Raw genomic sequence first — 22,744 nt, forward strand, 5'->3', positions numbered from 1 at the left:
AGCGAGACCTTCTCGATTGTTGGAACGTGCATCAACTGCACCGCTCCGGCCAGCCTTCTGGCGACGATAACCGTTATCGCCATCGGCGTTACACTGGCACTTCGCGCTGAGCATCGCAGCCGCGTCCCGCAGCACCTGAGCGATCAGCGTCAAATGAGGTCGTCGGGCTCGTATTCGACAAACTTCTTGTAGATCCAGCGCCTGCCATCGTGCCGACGCCATACCTTGCCCCACAACAGCCGCCCGGTAATCGAGCGCCTGGGCACCATGACCGTCCAGAGATGCCAGGTGTCCGCCCACGCCCTCTCCGGGCTAAGCGACGTGCTCTGAAACAGATTGTAGCGGCTCATCGGACTAACTCCGGGACTAAAATGCTAGCCGCGCCGGCGCTGGCGACGGCGTGTTCACACCTCAATTTGTCTGGAACGAAGAGAAGCCACCGCGGCTGTAATGCATTCGAGTTTGCGCCGGAGCTCGCACACTTCCCGATATTTTTTCGCGAGATCCTCGGGTCGAGCCCGCGATTTACGCTTTGTGACAACCGTCTGTTGCGGGCGATTTCGCTTCATGCTTCATCATACCTTCGCCCGTGAACGGTTCAATTAAAGCCTCGGATTAAGCTAACCCATCAACCTTACTAGGCTGCGTTCAACCTCAACGCGCGTGGTCCCGGCAATCGATTTATGAGCCGTTGCCGCAACGGAACCCGTAAATTGACGGGCGAAATCAAATAAACCATTCTGTTACGAAATGACGGCACGGCCTCGCGCCCCTTCCTCATTTCATGTAGTGATACCGGCAACCCTGTTAATCTCAACGAATTGAATGGCAAATTAATGCGCGCTGTACTGCTGGCTGGCGGCCTAGGAACCCGGTTTGCCGAGGAAACCGACGTTCGCCCCAAGCCGATGATCGAAATCGGCGGCAAGCCGATCCTGTGGCACATCATGAAGATCTACTCTAGCCACGGCATCAACGACTTCATCATCTGCCTTGGCTACAAGGGCTACGTTATCAAGGAATATTTTTCGAACTACTTCCTGCATCAGTCGAACGTCACGTTCGACCTTCGTGAAAACAGGATGGAGGTTCTGCAGAAGCACGCCGAGCCCTGGCGGGTGACGTTGATCGACACCGGCGAAGAAACCATGATCGGCGGCCGCATCAAGCGGATCCTGCCCTACATCGGCGATGACGATGCGTTCTGCCTGACCTACGGCGACGGCGTAGCCGATATCGACATCACCGAAAGCATCGCCTTCCATCGCCGCGAGGGGCGGCTTGCGACGGTGACCGGCACGCAGCCGCCCGGCCGCTTTGGCGCCATCAACCATCAGGGCCCCCGCGTTACCGGCTTCCAGGAAAAGCCGCGCGGCGACGGCAACTGGATCAATGGCGGCTTCTTCGTGCTGTCGCCCAAGGTCGGCGACTACATCGAAGGCGACGCCACCGTGTGGGAAAAGGAACCGATGACGAATCTGGCGAATGAAGGCCAGCTCAGCGTGTTCCTCCACGACGGGTTCTGGCACCCGATGGATACGCTGCGCGATAAGCGATATTTGGAAGACCTTTGGTCAAGCAATAAGGCTCCCTGGAAAAAATGGTAAAGAAGAAAGATTCCATGCGTATTCTTATTACCGGTTCGATGGGCTATGTCGGCCCCATCCTGACGCGTCACCTCCGGCAGAAATTTCCAGACGCCGAATTGATCGGCTTCGATACCGCATTCTTTGCCCACAATCTTACCGGAACTGCCAGGCTGCCGGAGTCGCTGCTGGATCGTGTGCATTTCGGCGATATCCGTAACTTCCCACCGGAGCTGCTCGATGACGTCGACGTCGTCGTCCATCTGGCTGCGATTTCCAACGATCCAATGGGCAAGGAATTCGAAGGCGTCACTGAAGCCATCAACGAAAAGGCCAGTGTCGCGCTTGCGCAGATGGCCGAGCAGCGCGGCGTCGGCCGCTTCGTGTTCGCCTCCAGCTGCAGTATTTACGGCGCGGCCGAAGGTCGCCCCAAACGCGAGAGCGATTCGCTCAATCCCCTCACCGCCTATGCACGGTCCAAGGTTGCGATGGAAAATGCGCTTCGCGCCAGCAATGCGGGCGAGATGACGGTCACGTGCCTGAGGTTTGCGACCGCTTGCGGCATGTCGGACCGTCTGCGGCTCGATCTGGTCCTGAACGACTTTGTCGCGAGCGCGCTGGCGACCGGCGAGATCACCGTTCTGAGCGACGGCACGCCTTGGCGACCACTGATCGACGTGGCCGACATGGCCCGGGCCATTGAATGGGCAATCGGGCGCGATGCCAAGCAAGGCGGGCGGGTCCTCGTGGTCAACGCCGGCAGCAACAAGGGGAATTATCAGGTCCGCGATCTGGCGGAGGTCGTGGCCGCGCAGTTGCCCGGCACAAGGGTGAGCATCAATACGGCGGCGCCGCCGGATTTGCGTTCCTATCAGGTTGATTTTTCGCTTTTTGCCGAACTGGCTCCGGCACATCTGCCTGCGGTCCCGCTCGCCCAGTCCGTCCGAAATCTCCATGCCGGACTGAACGGCATGAAGTTCTCGGACAAGGAATTCCGCACATCCTCGCTGATGCGACTGAAGACGCTCAAGGACCACATTGCAGTGGGTCGCCTGTCCGCCGATCTCCGCTGGCAGTAATCCTCGAAAGGCTCACATCGTGAAGTTTCACCCTACGCCGCTTCATGGCGCCTACACGATCGAACTCGAAAAGCGCGGTGACGACCGGGGCTTTTTCGCGCGCTTCTTTTGTCAGAAGGAATTTGAAGCGGCCGGAGTGCCGATGTCGGTCGTTCAGATCAACAACTCTCTGAGCGCGAAAGCCGGCACCCTGCGCGGGATGCACTATCAACTGGCGCCAGCCGCGGAGATCAAGGTTGTGCGCTGTATTCGCGGCGCGCTCTACGACGCCATCGTCGATCTGCGGCCGGACTCCCCGACCTTCGGCAAATGGTTTGGCGTCGAGCTCACCGCGGAAAACCGGACGATGATTTTCGTTCCGCAGGGTTTTGCGCACGGCCTCATGACGCTCACCGACGACACCGAAGCGTTCTATCTGGTAAACGCGTTCTACGCGCCCGAACAGGAACGCGGCCTGCGCTTCGATGATCCGCGGTTTGGCATTGAGTGGCCGCGGCAGCCCGTTGAAGTTTCGCCCAAGGACAGCAGCTGGCCGGACTTCGACCCTGTCTTCCATGGCATTGAAGCCTTGCGAGGCCTGACGTGAGAATCCTTCTGACTGGAGGCAGCTCGTTCACCGGTCTGTGGTTTGCGCGCAGCCTAGCCGCAAAGGGCCATACCGTCGTCGCCACCCTCAGGGGCAGCGCCTATTCGGGGCTGCGCGGCAGTCGCGTTGCCGAGCTTCGCTGTATTGCCGAGGTCATCGAGGACTGTCCCATTGGCTCGGACCGCTTTCTCGATCTCGCTAGCACCGGCTCATGGGACCTGTTGTGCCAACATGCGGCTCAAACAGGCGACTACCGCAATCCGGACTTCGACGTCATCGGGGCCGTCGCTGACAACACGAAAAATCTTGTCACGGTCCTGAAGAAGATGCTGGATCGCGGCCCGGTGGCCGTTGTGCTCACCGGCTCGGTATTCGAGCAGGACGAGGGTGCGGGAGATGCGCCGCTCAGGGCTTTCTCGCCCTACGGACTGTCGAAGGGCCTCACCTGGCAACACTATCGCTTCCTGAGCGAGACCCTGAATTTCAATCTCGGAAAGTTCGTGATCGCGAACCCCATTGGCCCGTTCGAGGAGCCGCGGTTCTGCAACTATCTGATACGCTCCTGGTTCAAGGGCGAAGTGCCGGCGGTACGAACTCCCCTGTACGTGCGGGACAACATTCATGTTGATTTGCTGGCGCAAGCCTACGCGAGCTTTGCTGAGAGCGTGCCTCTGCGTCAGGGCATAACGAAGCTCAATCCGAGTTTCTATGTCGAGAGCCAGGGCGCCTTCGCGCAGCGCTTCGCTACCGAGATGTCATCCCGCCTTGGGGTCCCCTGCCCCGTCACGTTGCTGCAGCAGCAGGAATTCATCGAACCGATGGTCCGGATCAACACCGATCGGGTTGACGGGGCGGAATTCGACTGGAGCGAAGCATCGGCCTGGGACGCCGAGGCCGAATTCTACAAGCAGGGCGCAAGATAGTTACGGACGTCACGTTCGACCCGGCGATGACGTTGCAACGAACCTGTTACTTGCTCCGGCAGCTCTGCCGGCAGGTTTGGGCCTGGCTGTCACAGGCGCTCTGGCAGGGCGCACCAAGCGTGGTCGGGCAGACGCGCTTGCAGGCATCATTCTGGCTGGCGCAGTTGGCAAAGCAGGCGTCACTGGCAGCATCGGCCAGGCGCAATTTGCCGATCGAGACGTTGCCTTGGCCTGCGGTGGCGGTTCCAATCAGCAGCAGGGACAACGCTGCACAGAGTGCGAGCTTCATGGAGACCTCCGATGATCCGGCGTGCGCGGCCGCCAAAGACGCCTATGCGCGGCGGCGTCGAGAGCTTTCGCCGCTGCCCTCCGGCTTGCCAATCACGAATTCCTCGATCTTGTGACCGGTCTTGAGCGCGGCCGTAAGCCAGCGAGGCTGTTTTCCGCGACCCGACCACGTTTCGGAAGGCTCGTCCGGATTTCGATACTTCGGGAATACGCGAGGATACTTCCGGCGTTCGCGCGGCGCACCTCGCGCCTCCGCGGCTTCCGGCTGGCGCATTTCCTTCTCACGCCGAAGTTGTGCCAACCGTTTCTCAAGCTCGCGCTTTTCCGACGTCAATCGAACTGACAACACCTGACTGAGCTCCTCATGGAGCTGCCACAACTCGTCTACCGACATTCCATCGAAATTTGGCTTCTTGTTCATCCCACTCGAGACCATCACGATTCGGAATGAACTATAAATCCAGCGCTGGGCCTTTCCAGCAAAATTGTAGATTCGGTCGAAAATCTCCGCACAACGCGAATTTGCTGGGCGCCAAACCTAAGTGCTTCAAATACCTCTCAAATCGCGCTCTGGGCCGCGAACGTTGCTTAACATTTTCCTCAATTTTCGCAGGCGGAGCGATAGTCACTAGACCACAGGTAGCAAAGTTCCCTCCCCGCCATCAGGCGGAACCGGTCAGTCTTGGAGGGTCGCCAGCGAGCGGCAGCCACATCGCTTCGATCAGTAAGCGTTGCGCTTCCGCAATACTTCGAAAAAAGTCTTGATCACGATCTGGATGTCCAACCACAGGCTCCAGTTGTTGATGTACCAGAGATCTAGTTTTACGCGTTCGGAGATGTGCTCAATCGTAGGCGTACCGCCGCGCGCTCCGTTGCATTGCGCCCAACCGGTCATGCCGGGCTTGACGTGATGCCGGAAAGCATACTCGCTCAATACCGTCTCGAAATAATTGTCGTGGGCCAGCGCGTGCGGTCGCGGACCGATCAGGGACATGTCTCCCCTCAAGACATTCAATAGCTGCGGCAGTTCATCGATGCTTGCCGATCGCAACAGACGGCCGATGGATGTCACCCGGGGGTCGTCGCGCGTAGCCTGCACGACAGCAGGCCCGTTTTCCTGCACGATCATCGTGCGGAATTTGAACATCATGAACTGCTTGCCATTAAATCCCTTTCGGAACTGCCGGAAAATAACCGGCCCGGGACTGTCAAGCTTGATAGCGATCGCCGTGAGCGCCATGATGGGCAGAAAGAACACGAGCGCCAGCGATGCGATGACAATGTCCATCACGCGCTTGACGAAGCGCTCCGCGGCACTGAGCGGGGCGCGTTGAATTTCGATGGCCAGGACGCGCTGACGCGCCGATGACGCATAATTCGTCAACGTCCGAACCCGGATGTCGGGCAGCAGCCGCACCGCCACCGGAAGCGTCTTGACGTGCTCGCGAATGAATTCCAGCCGGCCCGCGTCCTCCCAGGGCACGGCGAGCATAACTTCCCGGCAATTGTTGCGCCTGACGAAGTTTGCGGCTGCGTTGATGATGTTGACGTCGGTCGACTCGCGCTTCTGCTGGTCGTCGTCCGAACTAAGCGTGAAGCGGCTGACTTCAGAAGTTCCGAAGAAGACCAGGAGATCTCGGGGCTCCAATGCGGCGATCTCCTCGAAATCGCCGATCAGCACGATATCCCGTCGGCCGATCATGCCGCGCGACACCGCCGCCGCCAGGGCCAGCTTGGTGCCCTTCCTGACCGCGAGCAATCCTGCCGGCGCGACAAAATAAAACACCACAAAGGCGCCGCGCGAATAATCGACGCCGATCTTGAGCAGAAACGCAAAGAACGCGAGCAGCAAGCCCGTCGTGAACCAGCAAATCAGAATTTCGCCGATCTCGACGCGCGGTTTGGCGCTGTCAGGAAAATCGTAATAGCCGCTTCCGCTCATGCGCAGGATGTGAATGAAGCTCGCCAACAACCCGACTGCGCAATGCGGGAGAATGTTCGGCACCGAGTTTCCGACGGAAAGCTGATAACCGATGCCCCCTGCCACGCTGGACAGCAGGATCACGAAGGCATCTGCCGTCGATAAGAGATAGGGGACGGCGTGGCTGGAGAAACGAGTCGGAGGACCACCAGCGGATTGGTCGAGTTGGCCCACCTTGTTGCCGATATCCGCTCCAATCGACATGAGAAAATGCCCGCACAGTATTACTGAAACCAACCGTCTGATTATCGGCTGAGAGCCCATAAATCCGACAGACCTTCAAAGGTCCAAGTAACTCTTCGTTAATACCGGCGACCATACACTCGGCTGGAGTGCGACGCAACATTTAATCAGTTTGAATGCGCCTTTAACCGTTTTACGGAGCGAGTTGACAAATGTTGCCCATTCTCGCCTGCGGTGCCGGCATCTATGTGGGCCTTCATTTTAATATTCTGGCGCTGCTTCCGCTCTCTGTATTGGGCGCCGGCGCGTATATCGTCTCGGCCTGGGCCAATGGGCAAGGTTTGCTGGACAGTATAGCCGTGGTGCTGCTTCCAATACTCACCGTTCAGGTGGGGTATTTTCTAGGGCTGACCGGTCGGCCGGCCTATTTGAATTTGCGATCTCGGCTCAATATTCGGCACTCTGAGCGGGTATAATTCCGGGACCACGATTTAAAGGCGGATTATCCGCATTTTCTGCGGGCCGGACCTATCGCACCTTGCCGGCAAAATACTGGTTGAAGGCTTCCTGCACGGCACCCAGGCCACCCAGCTGACGCTCGAGTTCCTGCGTGCGCTTTTCGCCGGTCGCCATCTGCTGTTCGTATTCCTTGATCCTGGCCGCGTCCTTGGCGTCGCGCGTCAGATATTCATCGTAGTCGGTGCCGGTGGCAAAGGCAGCCTGATCGCGCGCCGCATCGACACGCGCACGCAACGCGTCCCTCTCCTTCCGGATTGAAGCGACCGCGGCCTCGATCGCCGCCGAAATCGAGCCGAGCCGTTCGCTGTCGGTCTGAGCATCGCGCTCCGCGGAACGAACCTTGAAAGCCCGTGCCATATCGAATCTCCTTGGCATACCGGTTTCGCTGCACTGCTCGCCGGATTGGCAGACCGCGAAACCAACGTTGGAAAAGAAGTTGTGTGCAGCCTACCGAACTGATGCCCAATCAACAACGTTGCTTTTTTCAGGAAAAACGAAAGGCTAGATTCTCGGATGATTCGGATTTTCCGGATTAGCGACGGGCGTGCAAGCGTGTAGGATTGCCAAGCATATGCCGAGGTGACGACCGGACCGAAGCAAGATGAGATTTCGAGACACGTTGAAATTTGCTCTCGAACTGTTCGTGCCTGAGCGGCTCATGCACCCAGGCGGGACTCTCGCGTCGGATCCGAAGCACGAAGCCTTGCAAGACGCCGCACCGGCTCCCACGGAACACGCACCGAACGGAAAGGCCCGCCGGATCATCGAGGAATTGGACCACGGAAAATTTGGTGGTCCCTCGTTTGGTCCACGAACGATCGAACTGATGTCGAAAGCCCTGGAGGACGCCGAGGCTTCATTGCCGCAACCGGCATCGGACCAGCAGCTTCGCTCGATCGCCGCGACCATTTTGAAGGTAGCCGGCGACGGCGAGCGCGATCCGGTCCGGCTGAAGACGGCGGCACTGTCCGCCCTCGAGCCTAACGTTGGCGACGCAGATGGAACGCCGTCACCGACGACCTGACGGCGACACTCGTCGCAAAGCTGGCTGCGGAAATCGCTGTTACTGCGCCTGGTCGAAGTGGGTGATTTGCCACTAAAGCAAATCGCAAGCTATAAGCTGACCGGGCGGCTGCCTGAGCGTCTCGCCCGCTCAGCCTGGGGACAATCAAAGTGGTTCATCACGAAGCTCCTAAATCGATCCTGGTTCACGTGCTTTTTGGACTGAGGAAACTTCTGGGTGTTGCAACTTTTGCCCTGATCGTGGTTCTGCTCGGCCCCAAGCTGTTTGTCCTGTTCGACAATCCAAAGAATGCAACGGTTCCGGCGAAGCTGTTCGAGGCGCGCGAGTATGTCCTCAGTAAATCGGTGCCGATTCTGCATCGCTATGTGCCGACCAACATTGCCGGCAGCGATCGCTCCGACTGGATCCTGATCGGTCTCGCCATTGTCGTTACCATTTTTTCCGGCGCCGTCGCCCAGCGCTCGCAGACCGCGCAGAACCGGCGGCTGCTGCGAAAGTCGGCTCAGGCCTGGCGCCGGAAAGAAGGCGTGAAGCCGGGATCGAGGCTCGACGCCGAACTGGAAACGACGCTGCGAATGGCGGAAAGCGGCAAGGCCGTGAACCGTCAGGAGCTGTTGCGGGTATTCGCTGAAACCAAGAAGAAGCTCGATACGTTCGGCCGCGAAGTGGCTTTCCTTGCCATCGACGTGGTTGGCTCGGCGGGAATGAAGGCCGGCGAGGACCATGCATCAATTCAGTATGACTTCGAAGAGTATCGAAAGCTCGTGGAGCGCATCTTCCGCGCCAGAGGTGTGTTGAAGACGGCTTGGACGCCCGACGGCGTGATGGCATGCTTCGCCCATGTCGAGGACGCTTGCCAGTCGGGCAAGGACGTTATCAAGAGCCTCAAGGTATTCAACCGCGAGGTGAAACTGTCCAAGGCGGATTTCGCCGTTCGCTGCGGCGTGAACGCGGGCCTGGTCTACTTCGACGACTCTACCCCTCTTGAGACGATCTCGGATCGTGTCATCGACGTCGCCGGGCACATGCAGAAAAACGCCGAACCCAACACCGTGCTGGTGGCGCGCAAGATCATCGAGCCGTTGCGTCAGCTCGAGGAGTTCACCCACACCTCGCAGGTGATTGACGGTTACGAGGCCAGCGTCTGGCGTGATACGACCTCTGAGAGGTAAGTCAGAAGCCAACACTAGCGAAGCCCACGATCATCATCGCCCGGCTCGGACGGCGGCCGATAAATTTCGCTAAACCAGGTAGCAAGCAATTGCCTCCGTCACGCGCCCCCTGCAGGCACGCACTTCGCGGCCACCGGGCGGTTAGCCTCATCGTGTATCGGCGTGCGATGGAAGCCCATTCACTCGCCTAATCGCCTGAGCCTAGATTTAAAGCCCGCCTCTTTAAGGCGTTCTCTTTGGCGCAAACGTCCGTGCTCACAGAACAATGGATAAGCGCCCGGAAATATCGGCGCAGAGAGCGCGCGCGAGCAACGCACTTGCTCGCCTCAGCGCATAGGCAATCAACACGGGAACAGCATCATTAAAAATACATTAACGTGTCATAATAAAACATTAGACCCGTCGGCGGCTGGCTAACCTTGAATTGAATAAGAACTCAGGCCCAGCCTTGGGATGCAGTCATCGACCGAGCCGTAGCGGGGACCATTCAGCGTCCGCCGCGGGTTTCTCAACTGGAGCTTACTTAAATGGTTGGCACTATCGCCAAACTGTCTTGCGCTGTTCTTCTTGCTGTGTCGACCGTGCCAGCCAAAGCTGTCGAGGTGATCACAAACGGCGACTTTCAATCGGGCCTTACAGGCTGGACCGGGTACGTCACCACGAACGGTACGATCTCGCAAATTCCGGGCTATGCGGGTGGGACGCGCGACCTCCCTGCGATCAAATCCTTCAACGTGTCGGGATCCGGCCCGTCGAACGCGTTGGCCCTGAACGCGGGAGCCAACCCTTCCAGCTCGACCCTGGAAGGTGGCGGTGTTACCCAGACCTTTACCACCACGGGCGGCACGGCGACGTTCTTTGCCAACATTGCAGACCATTGGCTAAGCGCTAGCGGTAGCATTGCTAGCATCGGCGTGTTTAGCGTCCTGCTCGACGGCCAGTTGATGGACAGCCATGATTTCGGCATCGTCACCGCAAATCCCCAAGGGTGGACGCTGCGTGACACGCTCAGCTTCACGACGACGCTGTCCGCGGGCGAGCATACGCTATCGTTGCAAGTGACGCGCCGCTTCGCTCCGGGTGTCGGCGTTGACGCGGAATACTTCGACAACGTATCGCTCAATGTGGAGGCCGTTCCGGAGCCCTCGACCTGGGCGATGTTGATCCTTGGATTCGCAGGTGTGGGTTATATGGCTTATCGCCGTCGCAACGGCACACTTGCGGCCTGATCAGTGCTCCGACCTGGATTGAGAAGCCGCCGCAGGGCGGCTTCTTTTTTGTCCCGCGCTAGAGCCGCTGCGCAGCAAATACGTCGTTCCAAGATCGAGCGGACATCAGCTTCGGTGCGGGTCGCGCCGCCGCATCGTGGGCAACCATTGCAAAAACGAGATTACAGGCTTGTGTCGGGTTCGCCCTGCCAAGCGGCCGTCAGATAATGTGAGAATGGCGCCGGACCGGGGTTTTACGGGCGTAAGCCCCTAAAATCGTTTAAGACTTTCAATCCCTGCCGCATTGACCGCCACAATATTATATTCTAGCTTTAAACTTTAATTTTTTAATTCTGTTTCCAGCGGTGGCGGCCGTGGATACCAAACTCAGTTCCGATTTGAGGCGATTGCGATATGCCCTTGAGGCAGTTTCGGCGGATTTGGACGCCATTGAACAACGCCCTCATCCCTCCCTGCGCATGGCCGCCGAAAACCTCGAGGGAAATCGGCGCGACGGGCTTGAGACATTCGTCAACCACTTTGTCTTCGCGGTAAAGAGTGGCGTCCTGCGGTAAACCACCGGCAGCCAGCAAAATATCCGATCCTTCCACCGCTATCGCGCAAGCGGCGAAATCGCCGGCAAACCCATGTGCAAGCCCATTTGTATGGCATGGCGTCCGCAGGCCATTGCCGGTTTCCTAATGGTGTTGTTACCCGACCAAGGGATTGGGTTTCGGGGTTCGGGCTGCTCGGTTGAGATCACCTTTATGCCGGTCGATATTGTAAATACCTATCTCGAAATTCAGCAGCTTCGCAAAGAAGTTCGCAAGGCGGAACTCGACCTCAGGATTTCTTTCGCACATCCGCCGAAACGCTCTTTCTCCGCCAGGCCCATGGAAGCCCGTTTCGCAGATAACCAATTCACAGATGCTTCTTTTAAAAGCGAGTCAGACTGAGCTTGGTGCGAGATCCGCTTCCGAACTCGGCGGTCTTCACCCAAAACCGCTTCTGGGCTCATGGCCAAGCATTATGCTGCACGTATAAATACGGGCGCGCATTTACCATGGATCGAAATCCCGTCCGCATTTCCACGGTAATCTCCGAAAATCCATTTAAATCAATTGTCTATTTTAGGGCTGCGGGCTAAATTGCCGCCGATTTCTAATCGTGCCGTCCGGGCAGGGATAATGGGACGGGTATTTCGGTTGGTATTTCGTGTCGTGGGGACGACGTGATGTTTTTAGAAAGCAAGGCATGCATCACCCTCGCAGAGAGCATTTCAGCAACTCGACGCCTGTCCGCACCTTCGTCTTCGTGGTTGGTACCCGCCCGGAAGTCATCAAGGTAGCCCCCATCGTTCGCAGGCTGCGCAAAGCCGAATGGGCGGTCGTTCGGGTCGTAACATCAGGCCAGCAGAGCGACCTTCTCGACAGCACCCTTGCCGAATTCGACCTCCGTCCGGACCTCTCGATCCGGCATCGGAGCAATTGTCACACGCCGGGGGCTCTCGCCAGCTTGCTCATTCGTCGCCTGGACCGATATTTCGGGCAGGTTCGCCCCGATTGCGTTCTCGCCCAGGGCGACACGACGACCGCCTATGCGTCGTCAATCGCGGCGTTCTACCGCAAGATCGCCTTTGTGCATGTGGAAGCCGGGCTGCGCACGCCAAGCCTTGATGCGCCCTTCCCCGAAGAATTTCACCGCCGGTCGATTGCCGTATCCACCTCTCTTCACTGCGCGCCCACGTCGGCCGCGGCACAGAATCTTGTGCGGGAGAACATTGCGCGGGAGAAGATCATCGTTTCGGGAAATACGGTGATCGACTCGTTGCTGGAAGTCGCGGCTTCGAAACCGGTGCTGCCCGCCGACTTTCCCAGGCTGCGGACCATCCTTCTCACGGCGCATCGGCGGGAGAATTTTGGCGAACCGCTGCGCGACGCGTTCACCGCGATCAGGGCCTTCGTCGATCTCACCCCCGACGTCGCCGTGTATTTTCCGGTTCATCCCAATCCGAACGCACGCGAAACAGCGATCGAGATCCTTTCGGGTCATCCCCGGATCAGGCTGGTCGATCCGCTCGGCTACCGCGATGTCGTCGCCGCGATACAGAATGCCTGGTGCGTGGTGACCGATAGCGGCGGCCTTCAGGAAGAGGCCCCCGCGCTTGGCAAGCCCGTTCTGGTGTTGCGCGACGTGACCGAGAGGCCTGAGGCGGTAGCATCAGGGGTAGTCGAACTGGTCGGAACCTCTCGCGACGCGGTATTCGGCGCGTTGTCCGAGTTGAACAAGAACAGCACGAAATACACCCGCATGGCGCGGCCGGTATTTCCCTATGGGGATGGCCACGCCAGCAAGCGGATCGTCGAGGCCCTCTACCGGCAATTTGTCCTGCCGCCGCAAATGCGCTCCGCCGAAATCGCTCAGCTTCACCACGCGTCCTGAGAAATGACACAAGCCCCTTCCTTTATCTTTCAATATCTCTATGTCGTCGAGATTCTGATGCTGATCGCGGCTGTGATCATCACGATCTCCAGCTTCGACGATCTATTCGTGGACCTGCTGTACTGGACCAGCCGGCTGATGGGCACGGCGGACAGCAAGTCCAAGGAATTGCCGAGCGTGGGGATACTCGAGCAGATCCCCGAGCGCCCGATCGCCATCATGGTGCCGTGCTGGAAGGAGCACGACGTCATCTTTTCGATGCTTTCATCGAACTCCCGGCTCGTGCGCTACGAGCACGCGCATTACTTCGTCGGCGTATATCTGAACGATCCCCTCACCCAGGCCGAGGTGCGCAAGGCACAGGGGCTGTACAAGAACATCCACATGGTGCTGGTGCCGCATGACGGCCCGACCAGCAAGGCGGACTGTCTGAACCAGACGATATCCGATATCTTCATGTTCGAGGCCGAGCAGAACATCCAGTTCGCGGGAATCGTGATGCACGATTCCGAGGACCTCATTCATCCCCTGGAGCTCAAGCTCTTCAACAAGCTGGTCGACGTCTACGACTTCATCCAGTTGCCGGTCTACTCGTTCTCCCGGCCGATCACCTCGCTCATCGCGGGCCTCTACATGGACGAGTTCGCCGAGATGCACACCAAGGACCTCGAGGTCCGCCAGCGCATCAGTGGCGTCATTCCCTGTGCCGGCGTCTCGGCATGCTTCAGCCGGGAGGCGATCCAGCATCTCAACGATCAGAACCAGGGCGAGGCTTTCCGGACGTCGTCGTTCACGGAAGATTACGACATCGCGTTCCGCGTCTCGGAGCTCGGGTTCAATTCCGCGTTCATCGCCTATCCGGCCAGCTACGCGATCGACATCGATATCGACAGCGGCAACCCCGGCATTCTCCACCGGACCCTTCCGGTGGCGACCCGCGAATTCTTTCCGTCAGGCCTCGAGGCCGCCTATCGCCAGCGCGCGCGCTGGCTGCTCGGCATCGTGTTCCAGGGCGCGCAGGAGCACGGTTGGAAAGGCTCGCTCGGGACCAAGTATTTTCTGGCGCGGGACAGAAAGGGCGTGATCACCAGTCCGGCGGTCATGCTCGCCTATTTTGCGCTCGCCAATTTGACCATATTCGAACTCTATCGGGCGGTCTTCGATCCCGAAAGGCAGTTTGTCTATACGCTATTGAACCAGAACTGGGCGATGTGGCTGTTCTTCGTGAACTTCCTGTTTCTGGTCTGGCGCCTGTTCAACCGAATGACGTTCACGGGCATGATCTACAATTTGCGTCACGCCCTGATGGCCGCGCCGCGACTTGTCGTCGGCAATTTTGTCAACTTCTTCGCAACCTGGCGCGCCGTGCGCATCTATCTCAGTCACCGGATATCGGGCACGGCTCTCGTCTGGGACAAGACTTCGCACTCTTACCCAGTGCACATGGGCGACCTTACGTTGCCACAGCCAGCCGTGGCTGCCGATGGCGCGGCAGCCGAATAGCCTAAGCCGCCAGCAGCGGTTTGCCTTCGCGCGGCTGCACGGCGGATGGGCTTGGGCCAAGGACGAGACGCGCGAACGAACGCGTTCCCAGGAAAGCCGCGCAGACCACGATCGCAACGAGCTGGAGGCTGGGGTAAAAAATAATCGCGCCGAGAACCAGCCAGCCCGCGGCGATGGCAAGGAAGTCGGTCAGCCCGGAGCATTTCCCGTTGGCGGAATCCAAACCCTGATCGAGCGCATTGGCGATCGCATCGAAGCCATCGATCGCATCTCTGCTGGTCGGACCGGCCAGATCACGTGAAAACATCGGACACCCCCAAAGAGCCTCTCGCGGGCTCTCAAGGGCATTTGGCGGGGAGACTATTGCCCGCCGCTCAAACCGACCGTTACAGTTTTATCCATATGGCTCTTTCGTGTGCGAAGGCGTTGCGCCTCCCGGGGTATGAATAATTCCAGCCCAACGCATTCGTTAGGATTTTAATAATGGCCTCATGAAGAGGAGCCTGCCTGAGACGGCCCCAGGGCGGCGACAAACAGCCTGCAAATACTACGGCTTTTGGGCCTGCATCCGGGTCGAAATGGCGGAATTGCCGTTGGTATGGAGACCCCTTTAATGATTCATTTGGAATCCCGATAATGCGAAAACTGCTTTCCCCACTCTGCGCGCTCTTTTTCCGCACCAACATCATCGAGCGGATCATGTGCGAGGCCCGAACGCCGCCTGCGCAACGGCTGATGACCCCCGCCACATCTCGAACGGCAATCCACGCAATGGCGGTTCTTCCGTTCTCTCATCAACGTCTGTTCTGGCCGTTGCAGCCACAAAACCGGCGTTGACAAGCATCCACGCAAGTTGCTTGCGTGCGTAGAACATCCGGCTCTTCACGGTAGCAGAGGGAATGCCGACAATCCGGCTGGCTTCGGCGACAGATTTCTCGTGATAATAGATCAGCTCGATGATTTCGCGTTGCGCCGGAGACAGCTTTTCGATGCATGAACGTAGAATCGCACTCGTTTTCTTGCGATCGAGCGCGGCTTCGGGCGTATCCACGACATCGGCAATCCCGACGACATCGTCTTGATCGATATCCTCATGCTTTCGTTCCCGCAGCGAGTACAACGCCTTGAGGCGTGCGATCGAGAACAGCCATGTGGTAACCCGCGCGCGATTTTTGAACCTGTTTGCGGATCGCCAGACGTCGAGAAACACCTGGCTGACCAGATCTTCGGCAATGGCCGCATTCCGAACTATCTTCTGAATGAAGCGAAACACCTTTGCGCGGTGGCGGGAAAACATGATGTGCATCGACGCCTTGTCGCCTTCCGCGACCCCCTTCAGAAGCATCTCGTCGGAAAAGCTCTCCGCTTCTGTTCCGCTGCCGACAGCATAGGCCAGCTTGTCATGGCGGATTGCATCGAACTGCCCGGAAAGGACCGTTCCCCGACGCCGAACCGGCAATCGAACCGGCCTCGCCGCTCCCTGTCGCCGCTCGCTTGCGCGCATCTCTCTCTCCCACTTCCATTGACGAGATTGCGCCAAGGATGCGTCGCGCGGCGTCGTCCGGGCTACCCTACGGGAGGCTCGTATTTCTAATCTCCTGGTCTAGGGTGAATTAGCCCGTGGGCGGAGAGACCGGTTCGCTGCCGTGGTAGCCGGGCGCATAGTGCCTCGTGGATGGGCAGCCGGCAGCAGGATCGGACAAGGCCTGATCGTTTTGAGGAAGACACCGGTTCTGTCCGGCGCCAAAACGCACACCGAACGCTCTCGCTCAAGATTTCAGCATGTCCGAGTTCCCAACCGGCGCCGCCACGCCCGCCTCAATCGTCGACGCCCTGAAAGGGGTAGCCAGCGATCCGAAGGCGCGCGCGAGCTTTGCCAAAGGCCGGTGCGTTCGCGGCACCTATGCCGCCTCGGACCGGGCGAAAGAGATTACGAAATCCCGCAGCTTCACCAGGCCATCGCGCGTGCTGGCGCGCTTTTCGGTGGGCGGTAGTGATCCGCACGTGGCCGATACCGACGAATTCGTGCCGCGCGGCTTCAGCTTCAGGCTCGGTGACGAAGACCATCGCTCGAACATTCTCCTGCAGAGCGTACCGGTACATTTTGCGAGGACGCCCGATCAGATGCTGGCTTTCCTCAAGGCGCGCATGGTGGGGACGAACGGCAAGCCGGATATGGCGAACATCATGGCATTCTCCGCCGCCAACCCCGAAACGCTGCATCAGGCGAACTACATCGCCGCCCATCCGCTGCCGGCGAGTTTTGCGGCCACGACCTATTGGGGTGTGCACGCTTTTCCAGCGACGAATGCAAAGGGTGAGACGCGGTTCATCAAGTTCAAGGCCGTTCCGGTGGGCGAAGACGTCACGCTGACCGACGAGGAAGCAAGAGCAAAGCCTGCCGACTTCCTGCATGACGACCTCGAAAGCCGGATCGCTGCAGGTGATGTCCGGTTCAATGTGATGGCGCTGCTCGACCGTCCCGGCGATCCCACCATGGACGTGACCGTCCGATGGCCGGATGAGGACAGTCGCGACACGGTGCGGCTGGGAACGATCGTCATCACGGGTGTTGAGGCGGATGACGCGTGCGACGCGTCCGTCTTCGATCCGGCAAATCTCGCCGAAGGCATCGGGCATCCGCCGGACGAGATCTTTGCGCTACGCCGCGCCGCTTACGCCATTTCACTGGCGAAGCGCCGATGAACGGACGAGGCGGCCGGCGTAGTGCTGGATCAGGTCTCGCTTTCCGGGATGTCCTGCGCTTCGCGGCGCCACACGCCCGGACTGACGCCGACCACCGCCGTAAACACCCGCGTAAAATGGCTTTGATTGGCGAACCCGGCCGAGATCGCAATCTCGGACAGCGGCAGGTCGCGGACCGTCATCAACTGCTTGGCGGCCTTCACGCGCTGGCGAAGCAGCCATTGGTGCGGCGGCAGGCCGGTGGACGTTCGAAATGCGCGTGAGAAATGGCTGACCGAGAGGCCAAACTCGGCCGCGATTTGTTGCAATGAAAGCTTTCCTCCGAGGTCTGCCTCGAGCCTTTCGCAGGCCTGCCTCGCTTGCCACGGCGCAAGGCCGCCACGGGTCGATCCGGCGACGGGCCGATGCCCGCCATAGGCTTGGGCGACGTGTGCGGTGAGCGCGAGCATCATGTGATCGATGAAAAGCTGGTTGACTTCCTCGGGCCGACGCAGCCCCTGTTGCAGCGACGCGCCGATATGACGGATGATCGCATCGTCATGGCCGACGCCGAGTTCACAGGCGAGTTCTCCCACGCGCGGCGTGCGGGACTGTTCGGTAAGGCCGTCGAGCGCCGAGCGCGGAAGATAGAAGAACAGTGAGTGGAACGGCTTGTCGATCACGTAGCGCGGATCGCGCTTGAGGTCGTACAAATATGTTGCGCCCGCCGGTACGTCCGCCTTCATGACGCATTTGCCATTCTCCCAGAGCTCGCAGTCTGGGTAATCGTGAAGTTTCAGGCTGACGAGAAAAGCATCCTCGGCGGTGAATGAGCCGGATAGGCCCGGCACGGGGTTATCATCGCGCGTTTCGGTAACCGCGAGTTCGACGCTGCGCAGTGAACGCGTGATCAGCGAGGGCGGCGCATCCTTCAGGTGCAGGAATTTTCCGAGCCTCTGTCCGAAGGCGCTCGCTTGTGTCATCCGGGTTGGTCTCGTGGGTGGAATTGGTCGGGGGATCGTTGTCGTCCCCGCGAGGTCATGTTCCATTATCTGTTATCGGCGAGCGACCGTCTAGATTTGCCCGTAAACCGCGAAGGGGTTGTGACAGCAACCGACTCGATCGCGCCAGAGCGATTTCAAGAGCGATTTCAACGTGATTGCCCCAATTAATCTCCCGGTCGCGAGCTCCGGGCGGCTAGGCAAAAGGTATCACAATCGCGAGCTTGGAGCAGGTTCCGACAAAGCGCGGTCGCTTTAGGAAAGACGCCGTACTTGTACGGAGTTTAGAACACGCCCCGAACGCACGACCCCAGATAAACGGACCGCGGCAGACTACGGAGCAGGAGTGATCAGAAGGAGGCTACGCAATGCTTGGTACCACTGCACTCGCCGGTTCATCCGCTTCACTGCCCTCACCCCGCACTCCCATGAGCATAGCTGCCGACAATTCGGACCGCCCTCTCGTCCTGATTGTGGACGATGACGAGGATATCCGGTTCGCACTTGAAGAACTTCTCCTGTCGGTGGGAATCGACGCGTGCTGCTTTGGATCGACGCAAGAGTTGTTGCACGCCGAGCTACCGGATCGGCCAGGCTGCCTGATCCTCGATGTTCGCATGCCAGGAGCAAGCGGGCTTGATCTCCAGCAGCATCTTGCCGCGGCCGGAAACACGCGACCGATCATCTTCCTTACCGGTCATGGCGACATCGCGATGACGGTCCAGGCGATGAAGGCGGGAGCCGTCGATTTCCTGACAAAGCCTGTAAGGGACCAGACGCTCCTCGACGCGGTTGCAGCCGGGATCGAGAAGGACATCTCGCTGAGAAGCGCGGCCCGACACGTCAAGCAGCACGTTGATCGTTATGCAAAACTGACGCCGCGCGAACGCGAGGTCCTGCGCGAGGTGGCGAAGGGCCGCCTCAACAAGCAGATCGCGTTCGATCTCGGCATCAGCGAGGTCACCGTCAAGCTGCACCGCGGCAGCTTGACGAAAAAAATGCAGGCTACCTCGGTCGGCCAGCTCATCCGCATCTGGGAACTGCTGCCTGCGGGGATCCGGGAGGAAAAATCACCCTAGACCAAAGGATGGTTACGATCAGGGCCGGCAATGGGTCAGACGAGGGAGACGGCTATCCGGCCGTACTAGCGAGAGTCATCCGTTGTCCAAAGCGCCTTTAGTCGCGATCATAGATGACGATGAAGCTGTGCGAGAGGCCCTTTCCGATCTCCTTCTGGTGCTGGAACTATCGTGTCGCACTTTCGATCGAGCGGAGGCCTTCATGGCGGAATACGTCCCGGGCAGCTTTGACTGCCTGATCACCGATGTAAGCATGCCGGGCCATAGCGGGCTCGATCTGCTGCAGCACCTGCGGAGCATTGGTTTCGCGATGCCGGTGATCGTCATCACGGCCGACATCAATCCGGCGACGCGGTCGCGCGCCATGCGATACGGCGCCTATGCCTATCTGACCAAGCCGATAGAAATTGAAGCGCTGCTTCGGCATCTGCGGTCCGCCCTGAGGCTGACTGGCTTTCCATCCGACGCCGAGTGAGAGAGGCTTTCCGATGGCCAGCCCCGTCCGCAAGGCGGTAACAGACATGGAAGTACCCGCGGAAGTCATGCGAAAATGGCAGGAGATTGTGGATCTTCTGGCTGATATTCTACATGTTCCCTCCGCCTTGATCATGAGGGTAGAGCCGCCAAATATCAAAGTCTTCGTTTCCAGCGAATCCAAAGGAAATCCTTACGAGCCGGACGAAGTCGCGTGTCTCAATACCGGACTCTATTGTGAGACTGTAATGAACACCCGCCGACCATTGATTGTCCCAGATGCTCTGCAAGATGAGGCGTGGAAGTCAAATCCTGACATCAAACTCGGCATGATCTCTTACCTCGGCGTGCCGATCAGCTGGCCCGATGGCGAGATATTTGGAACGATTTGTGCTCTCGATACGAAAAGCAACGGATACAGCGAGCTCTATCTCAGACTGCTGTTGCAGTGGCGCGACGTGTTGCAGGCAGACTTGAGATCCATTGCAACCATGCAGCGCGAGATTGAACAACGTGAGGCGAAAATTCGCCGCCTCGTCGATGCCAACATCATCGGCATCATCATCTGGAATGTGGAGGGTCAGATTCTTGATGCCAATAGTGAGTTTCTCCGCATAGTTGGATATGATCAGCACGATCTCCTGTCCGGTCGAGTGAGCTGGGCGGACATGACGCCCCCTGAATGGCGCGATCGCGATGCGCTGACGATCTCCGAGCTGAAGACCAAGGGAGCCGTGCAGCCCTTCGAAAAGGAGTATATCCGGAAGGATGGCAGCCGTATTCCAGTGTTGATCGGCGTCGCGAGCCTTGAAGGGACAGAGGGCCAGGGTGTCGCATTCGTGCTCGATTTAACCGAACGTAAGCGGGCAGAAGCAGAAGCGCGTGAGAGCGAGCGGCGCTTCCGCAACATGCAGATGGAATTGGCCCACGCTAATCGACTGGCAACTTTGGGCCAACTTACGGCGTCTATTACCCATGAGGTCAAGCAGCCGATCACGGCCGCGCTCCTGAACACGCAAATCGCTCAGCGCTTCCTCACTTGCCCGCAGCCAGATGTTGAGAAGGCGAAAAAGGCAATAGACCGGGCTGTTCTGAACGGCATGCGCGTCACTGAAGTTGTCGACCGGACGCACGCGTTGGTCAGGAAGGAGCCCACGCGAAAGGACAGCTTGGAGATTAATGACGCCATTTCGGAAGTCATCGGACTGACGCGCGGCGAAGCGTTGAAAAACGGCGTTCAAGTGCGGACTCAACTGGCGGAGGGTCTACCTGTCATTCAAGGCAGTCGGGTCCAGATTCAACAGGTGATGCTGAACTTGATCGTAAATGCAGTCGAGGCGATGAGCCAGATGAGCGACAACCGTCGGGAATTACTAATCAGCACCCAGGCTGAAGCTGACTGTGTTCTTGTTGCGGTGCGAGACTCCGGCCCGGGCCTGTCAGAAGGCGATATCGAGCGAGCCTTCGAGGCATTCTATACAACGAAGTCGAGCGGCCTGGGAATGGGACTATCGATCTGCCGTTCGATTGTCGAGGATCACGGAGGACGATTGTGGGCGGCCGCAAACCTACCAAAAGGTGCGGCGTTTCAATTCACAATTCCTATCAATTCGAACTGCTAGGATCGACCACGTATTGAGCCTCCAAACCTCGTGCATCTTCTCGAAGTGAATCACTGTGTCGACGCCATTTGGCTCCACGCTTCTGTCGTCAACTTCATTCGGCCTGTTCAATGAGCTCCGCTTCATATGGCGCTTGTCTGCGCGATAACGGACAGCGCGCCCCTCCTATCCCAAAGTACAGGTCGATCTATCCAGCAAACCAGCGCCACTAGGCTCGCTGCACGATACCGTCGCGCGGCATTTGCCATCATGATTGCGAGCACACCGGAAGCACGAGCCCAGCGCCTCTCTGGCCCAGTGCGTATCGCGGAGTGAGCGCTTGACGTCCCCAACGCGAGTACAGCCCATGAATAAACCGATTTTGCGCGATCCTTCACCGGAATATCCGCCAGCATCTGAGGCGCGCCAGAGCAACGTGCCGATTGCCGATGGGCGTCCTGCCGATGTGGAGATGGCACGCGTGCTCGGGACCACACCATTTCATATGGCTTTAGACTCCTCCGGTGCCGGGATCGCCCACTGGAAACATGAACCGTTGCACGACGTCGTCGAACCCATGACCCATCACGTCATCATGGCTTATAACGGTCAGATGCAGCGCATGGAGCGGCGGTCAGGAAGATCGGTTGCAATTGGAACGTTTCGTCCCGGGGTTGTGATCATCATTCCGGAAGGATCGAGCTCCCGATGGGATATTCCGAAACCTGTTGATGTCGTTCAGCTCTATCTTCCGCACACAATGCTCGAGCGCGTTGCCCGCGAAGCCGACACGGCCACACCAACCGATCTCCTGGAGCGAACGGCGCATCCCGACCCCATTACATCCCGATTGCTCTTAAGCGCGGCCGATGCCATGGAGGGCAATGGGCCCCTGGATACGCTGTTCAGGCATCAACTGATAGACCTCCTGGCCACGCGCGTCCTGGCTGCGCACACCGGCTCGCCAACCCCGCTCCAGCCGACCATGGGTGGGCTGTCGCCGAAGGTCCTGCTCCGCTCCATCGAACGCCTGCGCTCGGACAGTGACGCCGACGTCTCGCTCGCGGCGCTCGCTTCGGATGCCGGCCTGTCGCGCTTCCACTTCTGCCGCGCCTTCAAGGAAAGCACCGGGCTTTCGCCGCATGCCTGGCTGCGCCAGCACCGGCTCGAGCAGGCCATGAACATGCTGCGCGACACCGATGCGTCCGTCGTGTCAGTCGCCGCGGCGCTTGGCTATTCATCCCAAACCGCCTTCGCCGCGGCGTTCAGGAAGTTGACCGGCGAGACCCCGAGCGATTGGCGGAGGCGTGTGCGTTAACAGCAATCGCTCTACAGGTACGGCAATCGCTCTGGGGCAGTCACAAGTCTGGTTCGGTAAAACATCACGGTGCCCACGTCAGCAACGGAGGA

24 protein-coding genes and 1 pseudogene are annotated in these 22,744 nt (G+C 58.9%); 16 read left to right on the forward strand and 9 right to left on the reverse strand.

The annotated features are described in order from the left end of the window. Positions 1-149 precede the first annotated feature (149 nt). The gene (locus tag ACH79_RS42620; RefSeq protein WP_161856110.1) at positions 150-350 is read right to left on the reverse strand and encodes a hypothetical protein; all 201 of its coding nucleotides are present in this window, start codon (positions 348-350) and stop codon (positions 150-152) included. A 486-nt stretch (positions 351-836) separates the two neighbouring features. Here ACH79_RS42620 and rfbF point away from each other — a divergent pair, with 486 nt between their 5' ends. The 4 genes from rfbF to ACH79_RS42640 are packed head-to-tail and all read left to right on the forward strand — an operon-like array spanning position 837 to position 4,174. Beyond that, a complete protein-coding gene (gene rfbF / locus ACH79_RS42625) occupies positions 837-1,607 on the forward strand; it encodes a glucose-1-phosphate cytidylyltransferase (protein ID WP_161856111.1) in 771 nt (256 codons plus the stop codon). A 14-nt stretch (positions 1,608-1,621) separates the two neighbouring features. Beyond that, positions 1,622-2,665: an NAD(P)-dependent oxidoreductase gene (locus tag ACH79_RS42630; protein WP_161856112.1), complete on the forward strand. Its 1,044-nt coding sequence runs from the start codon at positions 1,622-1,624 to the stop codon at positions 2,663-2,665. Beyond that, positions 2,625-3,251, forward strand: a complete 627-nt coding sequence (gene rfbC / locus ACH79_RS42635) for a dTDP-4-dehydrorhamnose 3,5-epimerase (RefSeq protein WP_246738352.1) — start codon at positions 2,625-2,627, stop codon at positions 3,249-3,251. Before ACH79_RS42630 ends, rfbC begins: the two co-directional genes overlap by 41 nt. Further along, positions 3,248-4,174, forward strand: a complete 927-nt coding sequence (locus tag ACH79_RS42640) for an NAD(P)-dependent oxidoreductase (protein WP_161856113.1) — start codon at positions 3,248-3,250, stop codon at positions 4,172-4,174. Before rfbC ends, ACH79_RS42640 begins: the two co-directional genes overlap by 4 nt. A gap of 46 nt (positions 4,175-4,220) precedes the next feature. Here the strand turns inward: ACH79_RS42640 and ACH79_RS43510 are convergent, their stop codons facing one another. The 3 genes from ACH79_RS43510 to ACH79_RS42650 form a co-directional block, all read right to left on the reverse strand. Further along, positions 4,221-4,463 (reverse strand): hypothetical protein, encoded by a 243-nt coding sequence (locus ACH79_RS43510; RefSeq protein ID WP_202639383.1) that lies wholly within the window; start codon positions 4,461-4,463, stop codon positions 4,221-4,223. Positions 4,464-4,505: 42 nt separating this feature from the next. Then, a complete protein-coding gene (locus ACH79_RS42645; RefSeq protein WP_161856114.1) occupies positions 4,506-4,883 on the reverse strand; it encodes an H-NS family nucleoid-associated regulatory protein in 378 nt (125 codons plus the stop codon). 300 nt (positions 4,884-5,183) lie between these two features. Beyond that, positions 5,184-6,647 carry an undecaprenyl-phosphate glucose phosphotransferase gene (locus ACH79_RS42650; RefSeq protein WP_161856115.1) on the reverse strand — a complete coding sequence of 488 codons (1,464 nt, stop codon included), beginning with the start codon at positions 6,645-6,647 and terminating at the stop codon, positions 5,184-5,186. A 191-nt stretch (positions 6,648-6,838) separates the two neighbouring features. Between ACH79_RS42650 and ACH79_RS42655 the strand changes: the two genes are divergently transcribed. Beyond that, positions 6,839-7,102, forward strand: coding sequence for a hypothetical protein (locus ACH79_RS42655; RefSeq protein WP_161856116.1), 264 nt, complete (start codon positions 6,839-6,841; stop codon positions 7,100-7,102). A gap of 52 nt (positions 7,103-7,154) precedes the next feature. On the opposite strand, the gene ACH79_RS42660 is transcribed toward ACH79_RS42655, so the two are convergent. After that, positions 7,155-7,502: a hypothetical protein gene (locus ACH79_RS42660; RefSeq protein ID WP_161856117.1), complete on the reverse strand. Its 348-nt coding sequence runs from the start codon at positions 7,500-7,502 to the stop codon at positions 7,155-7,157. A 286-nt stretch (positions 7,503-7,788) separates the two neighbouring features. On the opposite strand from ACH79_RS42660, the gene ACH79_RS43515 reads away from it, so the two are divergent. From ACH79_RS43515 to ACH79_RS42670, 3 genes are all read left to right on the forward strand, one after another. Then, positions 7,789-8,169 (forward strand): hypothetical protein, encoded by a 381-nt coding sequence (locus ACH79_RS43515; RefSeq protein WP_202639149.1) that lies wholly within the window; start codon positions 7,789-7,791, stop codon positions 8,167-8,169. A gap of 149 nt (positions 8,170-8,318) precedes the next feature. Further along, on the forward strand, positions 8,319-9,341 hold the full coding sequence (locus ACH79_RS42665; RefSeq protein ID WP_161856118.1) for a hypothetical protein: 1,023 nt from the start codon (positions 8,319-8,321) through the stop codon (positions 9,339-9,341). 527 nt (positions 9,342-9,868) lie between these two features. Continuing rightward, the gene (locus tag ACH79_RS42670) at positions 9,869-10,570 is read left to right on the forward strand and encodes a PEPxxWA-CTERM sorting domain-containing protein (RefSeq protein WP_161856119.1); all 702 of its coding nucleotides are present in this window, start codon (positions 9,869-9,871) and stop codon (positions 10,568-10,570) included. A 326-nt stretch (positions 10,571-10,896) separates the two neighbouring features. Here ACH79_RS42670 and ACH79_RS42675 read toward each other — a convergent pair whose 3' ends face one another. Next, on the reverse strand, positions 10,897-11,160 hold the full coding sequence (locus ACH79_RS42675; protein WP_161856120.1) for a hypothetical protein: 264 nt from the start codon (positions 11,158-11,160) through the stop codon (positions 10,897-10,899). 36 nt (positions 11,161-11,196) lie between these two features. On the opposite strand from ACH79_RS42675, the gene ACH79_RS42680 reads away from it, so the two are divergent. The 3 genes from ACH79_RS42680 (at position 11,197) to ACH79_RS42690 (ending at position 14,494) form a co-directional block, all read left to right on the forward strand. Continuing rightward, entirely contained in the window at positions 11,197-11,505 is a 309-nt protein-coding gene (locus tag ACH79_RS42680; protein WP_161856121.1) for a hypothetical protein, read from the forward strand. A gap of 298 nt (positions 11,506-11,803) precedes the next feature. After that, positions 11,804-12,991: a non-hydrolyzing UDP-N-acetylglucosamine 2-epimerase gene (wecB, locus tag ACH79_RS42685; RefSeq protein WP_161856122.1), complete on the forward strand. Its 1,188-nt coding sequence runs from the start codon at positions 11,804-11,806 to the stop codon at positions 12,989-12,991. A gap of 3 nt (positions 12,992-12,994) precedes the next feature. Continuing rightward, complete coding sequence (locus tag ACH79_RS42690; protein ID WP_161856123.1) at positions 12,995-14,494, forward strand: glycosyl transferase family protein; 1,500 nt, start codon at positions 12,995-12,997, stop codon at positions 14,492-14,494. A gap of 1 nt (position 14,495) precedes the next feature. On the opposite strand, the gene ACH79_RS42695 is transcribed toward ACH79_RS42690, so the two are convergent. Together ACH79_RS42695 and ACH79_RS42700 are read right to left on the reverse strand one after the other, a co-directional pair. Next, positions 14,496-14,801: a hypothetical protein gene (locus tag ACH79_RS42695; RefSeq protein ID WP_161856124.1), complete on the reverse strand. Its 306-nt coding sequence runs from the start codon at positions 14,799-14,801 to the stop codon at positions 14,496-14,498. 519 nt (positions 14,802-15,320) lie between these two features. After that, positions 15,321-15,905, reverse strand: a pseudogene (locus tag ACH79_RS42700) (sigma-70 family RNA polymerase sigma factor); the annotation flags it as partial. A gap of 371 nt (positions 15,906-16,276) precedes the next feature. Between ACH79_RS42700 and ACH79_RS42705 the strand changes: the two are divergent. Further along, positions 16,277-17,200 carry a catalase family peroxidase gene (locus tag ACH79_RS42705; RefSeq protein ID WP_161856126.1) on the forward strand — a complete coding sequence of 308 codons (924 nt, stop codon included), beginning with the start codon at positions 16,277-16,279 and terminating at the stop codon, positions 17,198-17,200. Between the two features lie 29 nt (positions 17,201-17,229). Here the strand turns inward: ACH79_RS42705 and ACH79_RS42710 are convergent, their stop codons facing one another. Beyond that, positions 17,230-18,162, reverse strand: a complete 933-nt coding sequence (locus ACH79_RS42710; RefSeq protein WP_161856127.1) for an AraC family transcriptional regulator — start codon at positions 18,160-18,162, stop codon at positions 17,230-17,232. 446 nt (positions 18,163-18,608) lie between these two features. On the opposite strand from ACH79_RS42710, the gene ACH79_RS42715 reads away from it, so the two are divergent. From ACH79_RS42715 to ACH79_RS42730, 4 genes are all read left to right on the forward strand, one after another. Then, positions 18,609-19,259: a response regulator transcription factor gene (locus ACH79_RS42715; protein WP_161856851.1), complete on the forward strand. Its 651-nt coding sequence runs from the start codon at positions 18,609-18,611 to the stop codon at positions 19,257-19,259. A gap of 157 nt (positions 19,260-19,416) precedes the next feature. After that, positions 19,417-19,734 carry a response regulator transcription factor gene (locus ACH79_RS42720; protein WP_246738782.1) on the forward strand — a complete coding sequence of 106 codons (318 nt, stop codon included), beginning with the start codon at positions 19,417-19,419 and terminating at the stop codon, positions 19,732-19,734. 13 nt (positions 19,735-19,747) lie between these two features. Then, a complete protein-coding gene (locus ACH79_RS42725) occupies positions 19,748-21,355 on the forward strand; it encodes an ATP-binding protein (protein ID WP_246738353.1) in 1,608 nt (535 codons plus the stop codon). Positions 21,356-21,701: 346 nt separating this feature from the next. Next, on the forward strand, positions 21,702-22,652 hold the full coding sequence (locus tag ACH79_RS42730; protein ID WP_161856854.1) for an AraC family transcriptional regulator: 951 nt from the start codon (positions 21,702-21,704) through the stop codon (positions 22,650-22,652). Positions 22,653-22,744: the final 92 nt, after the last annotated feature.

This window comes from Bradyrhizobium sp. CCBAU 051011 (assembly GCF_009930815.1).
Classification (GTDB): domain Bacteria; phylum Pseudomonadota; class Alphaproteobacteria; order Rhizobiales; family Xanthobacteraceae; genus Bradyrhizobium.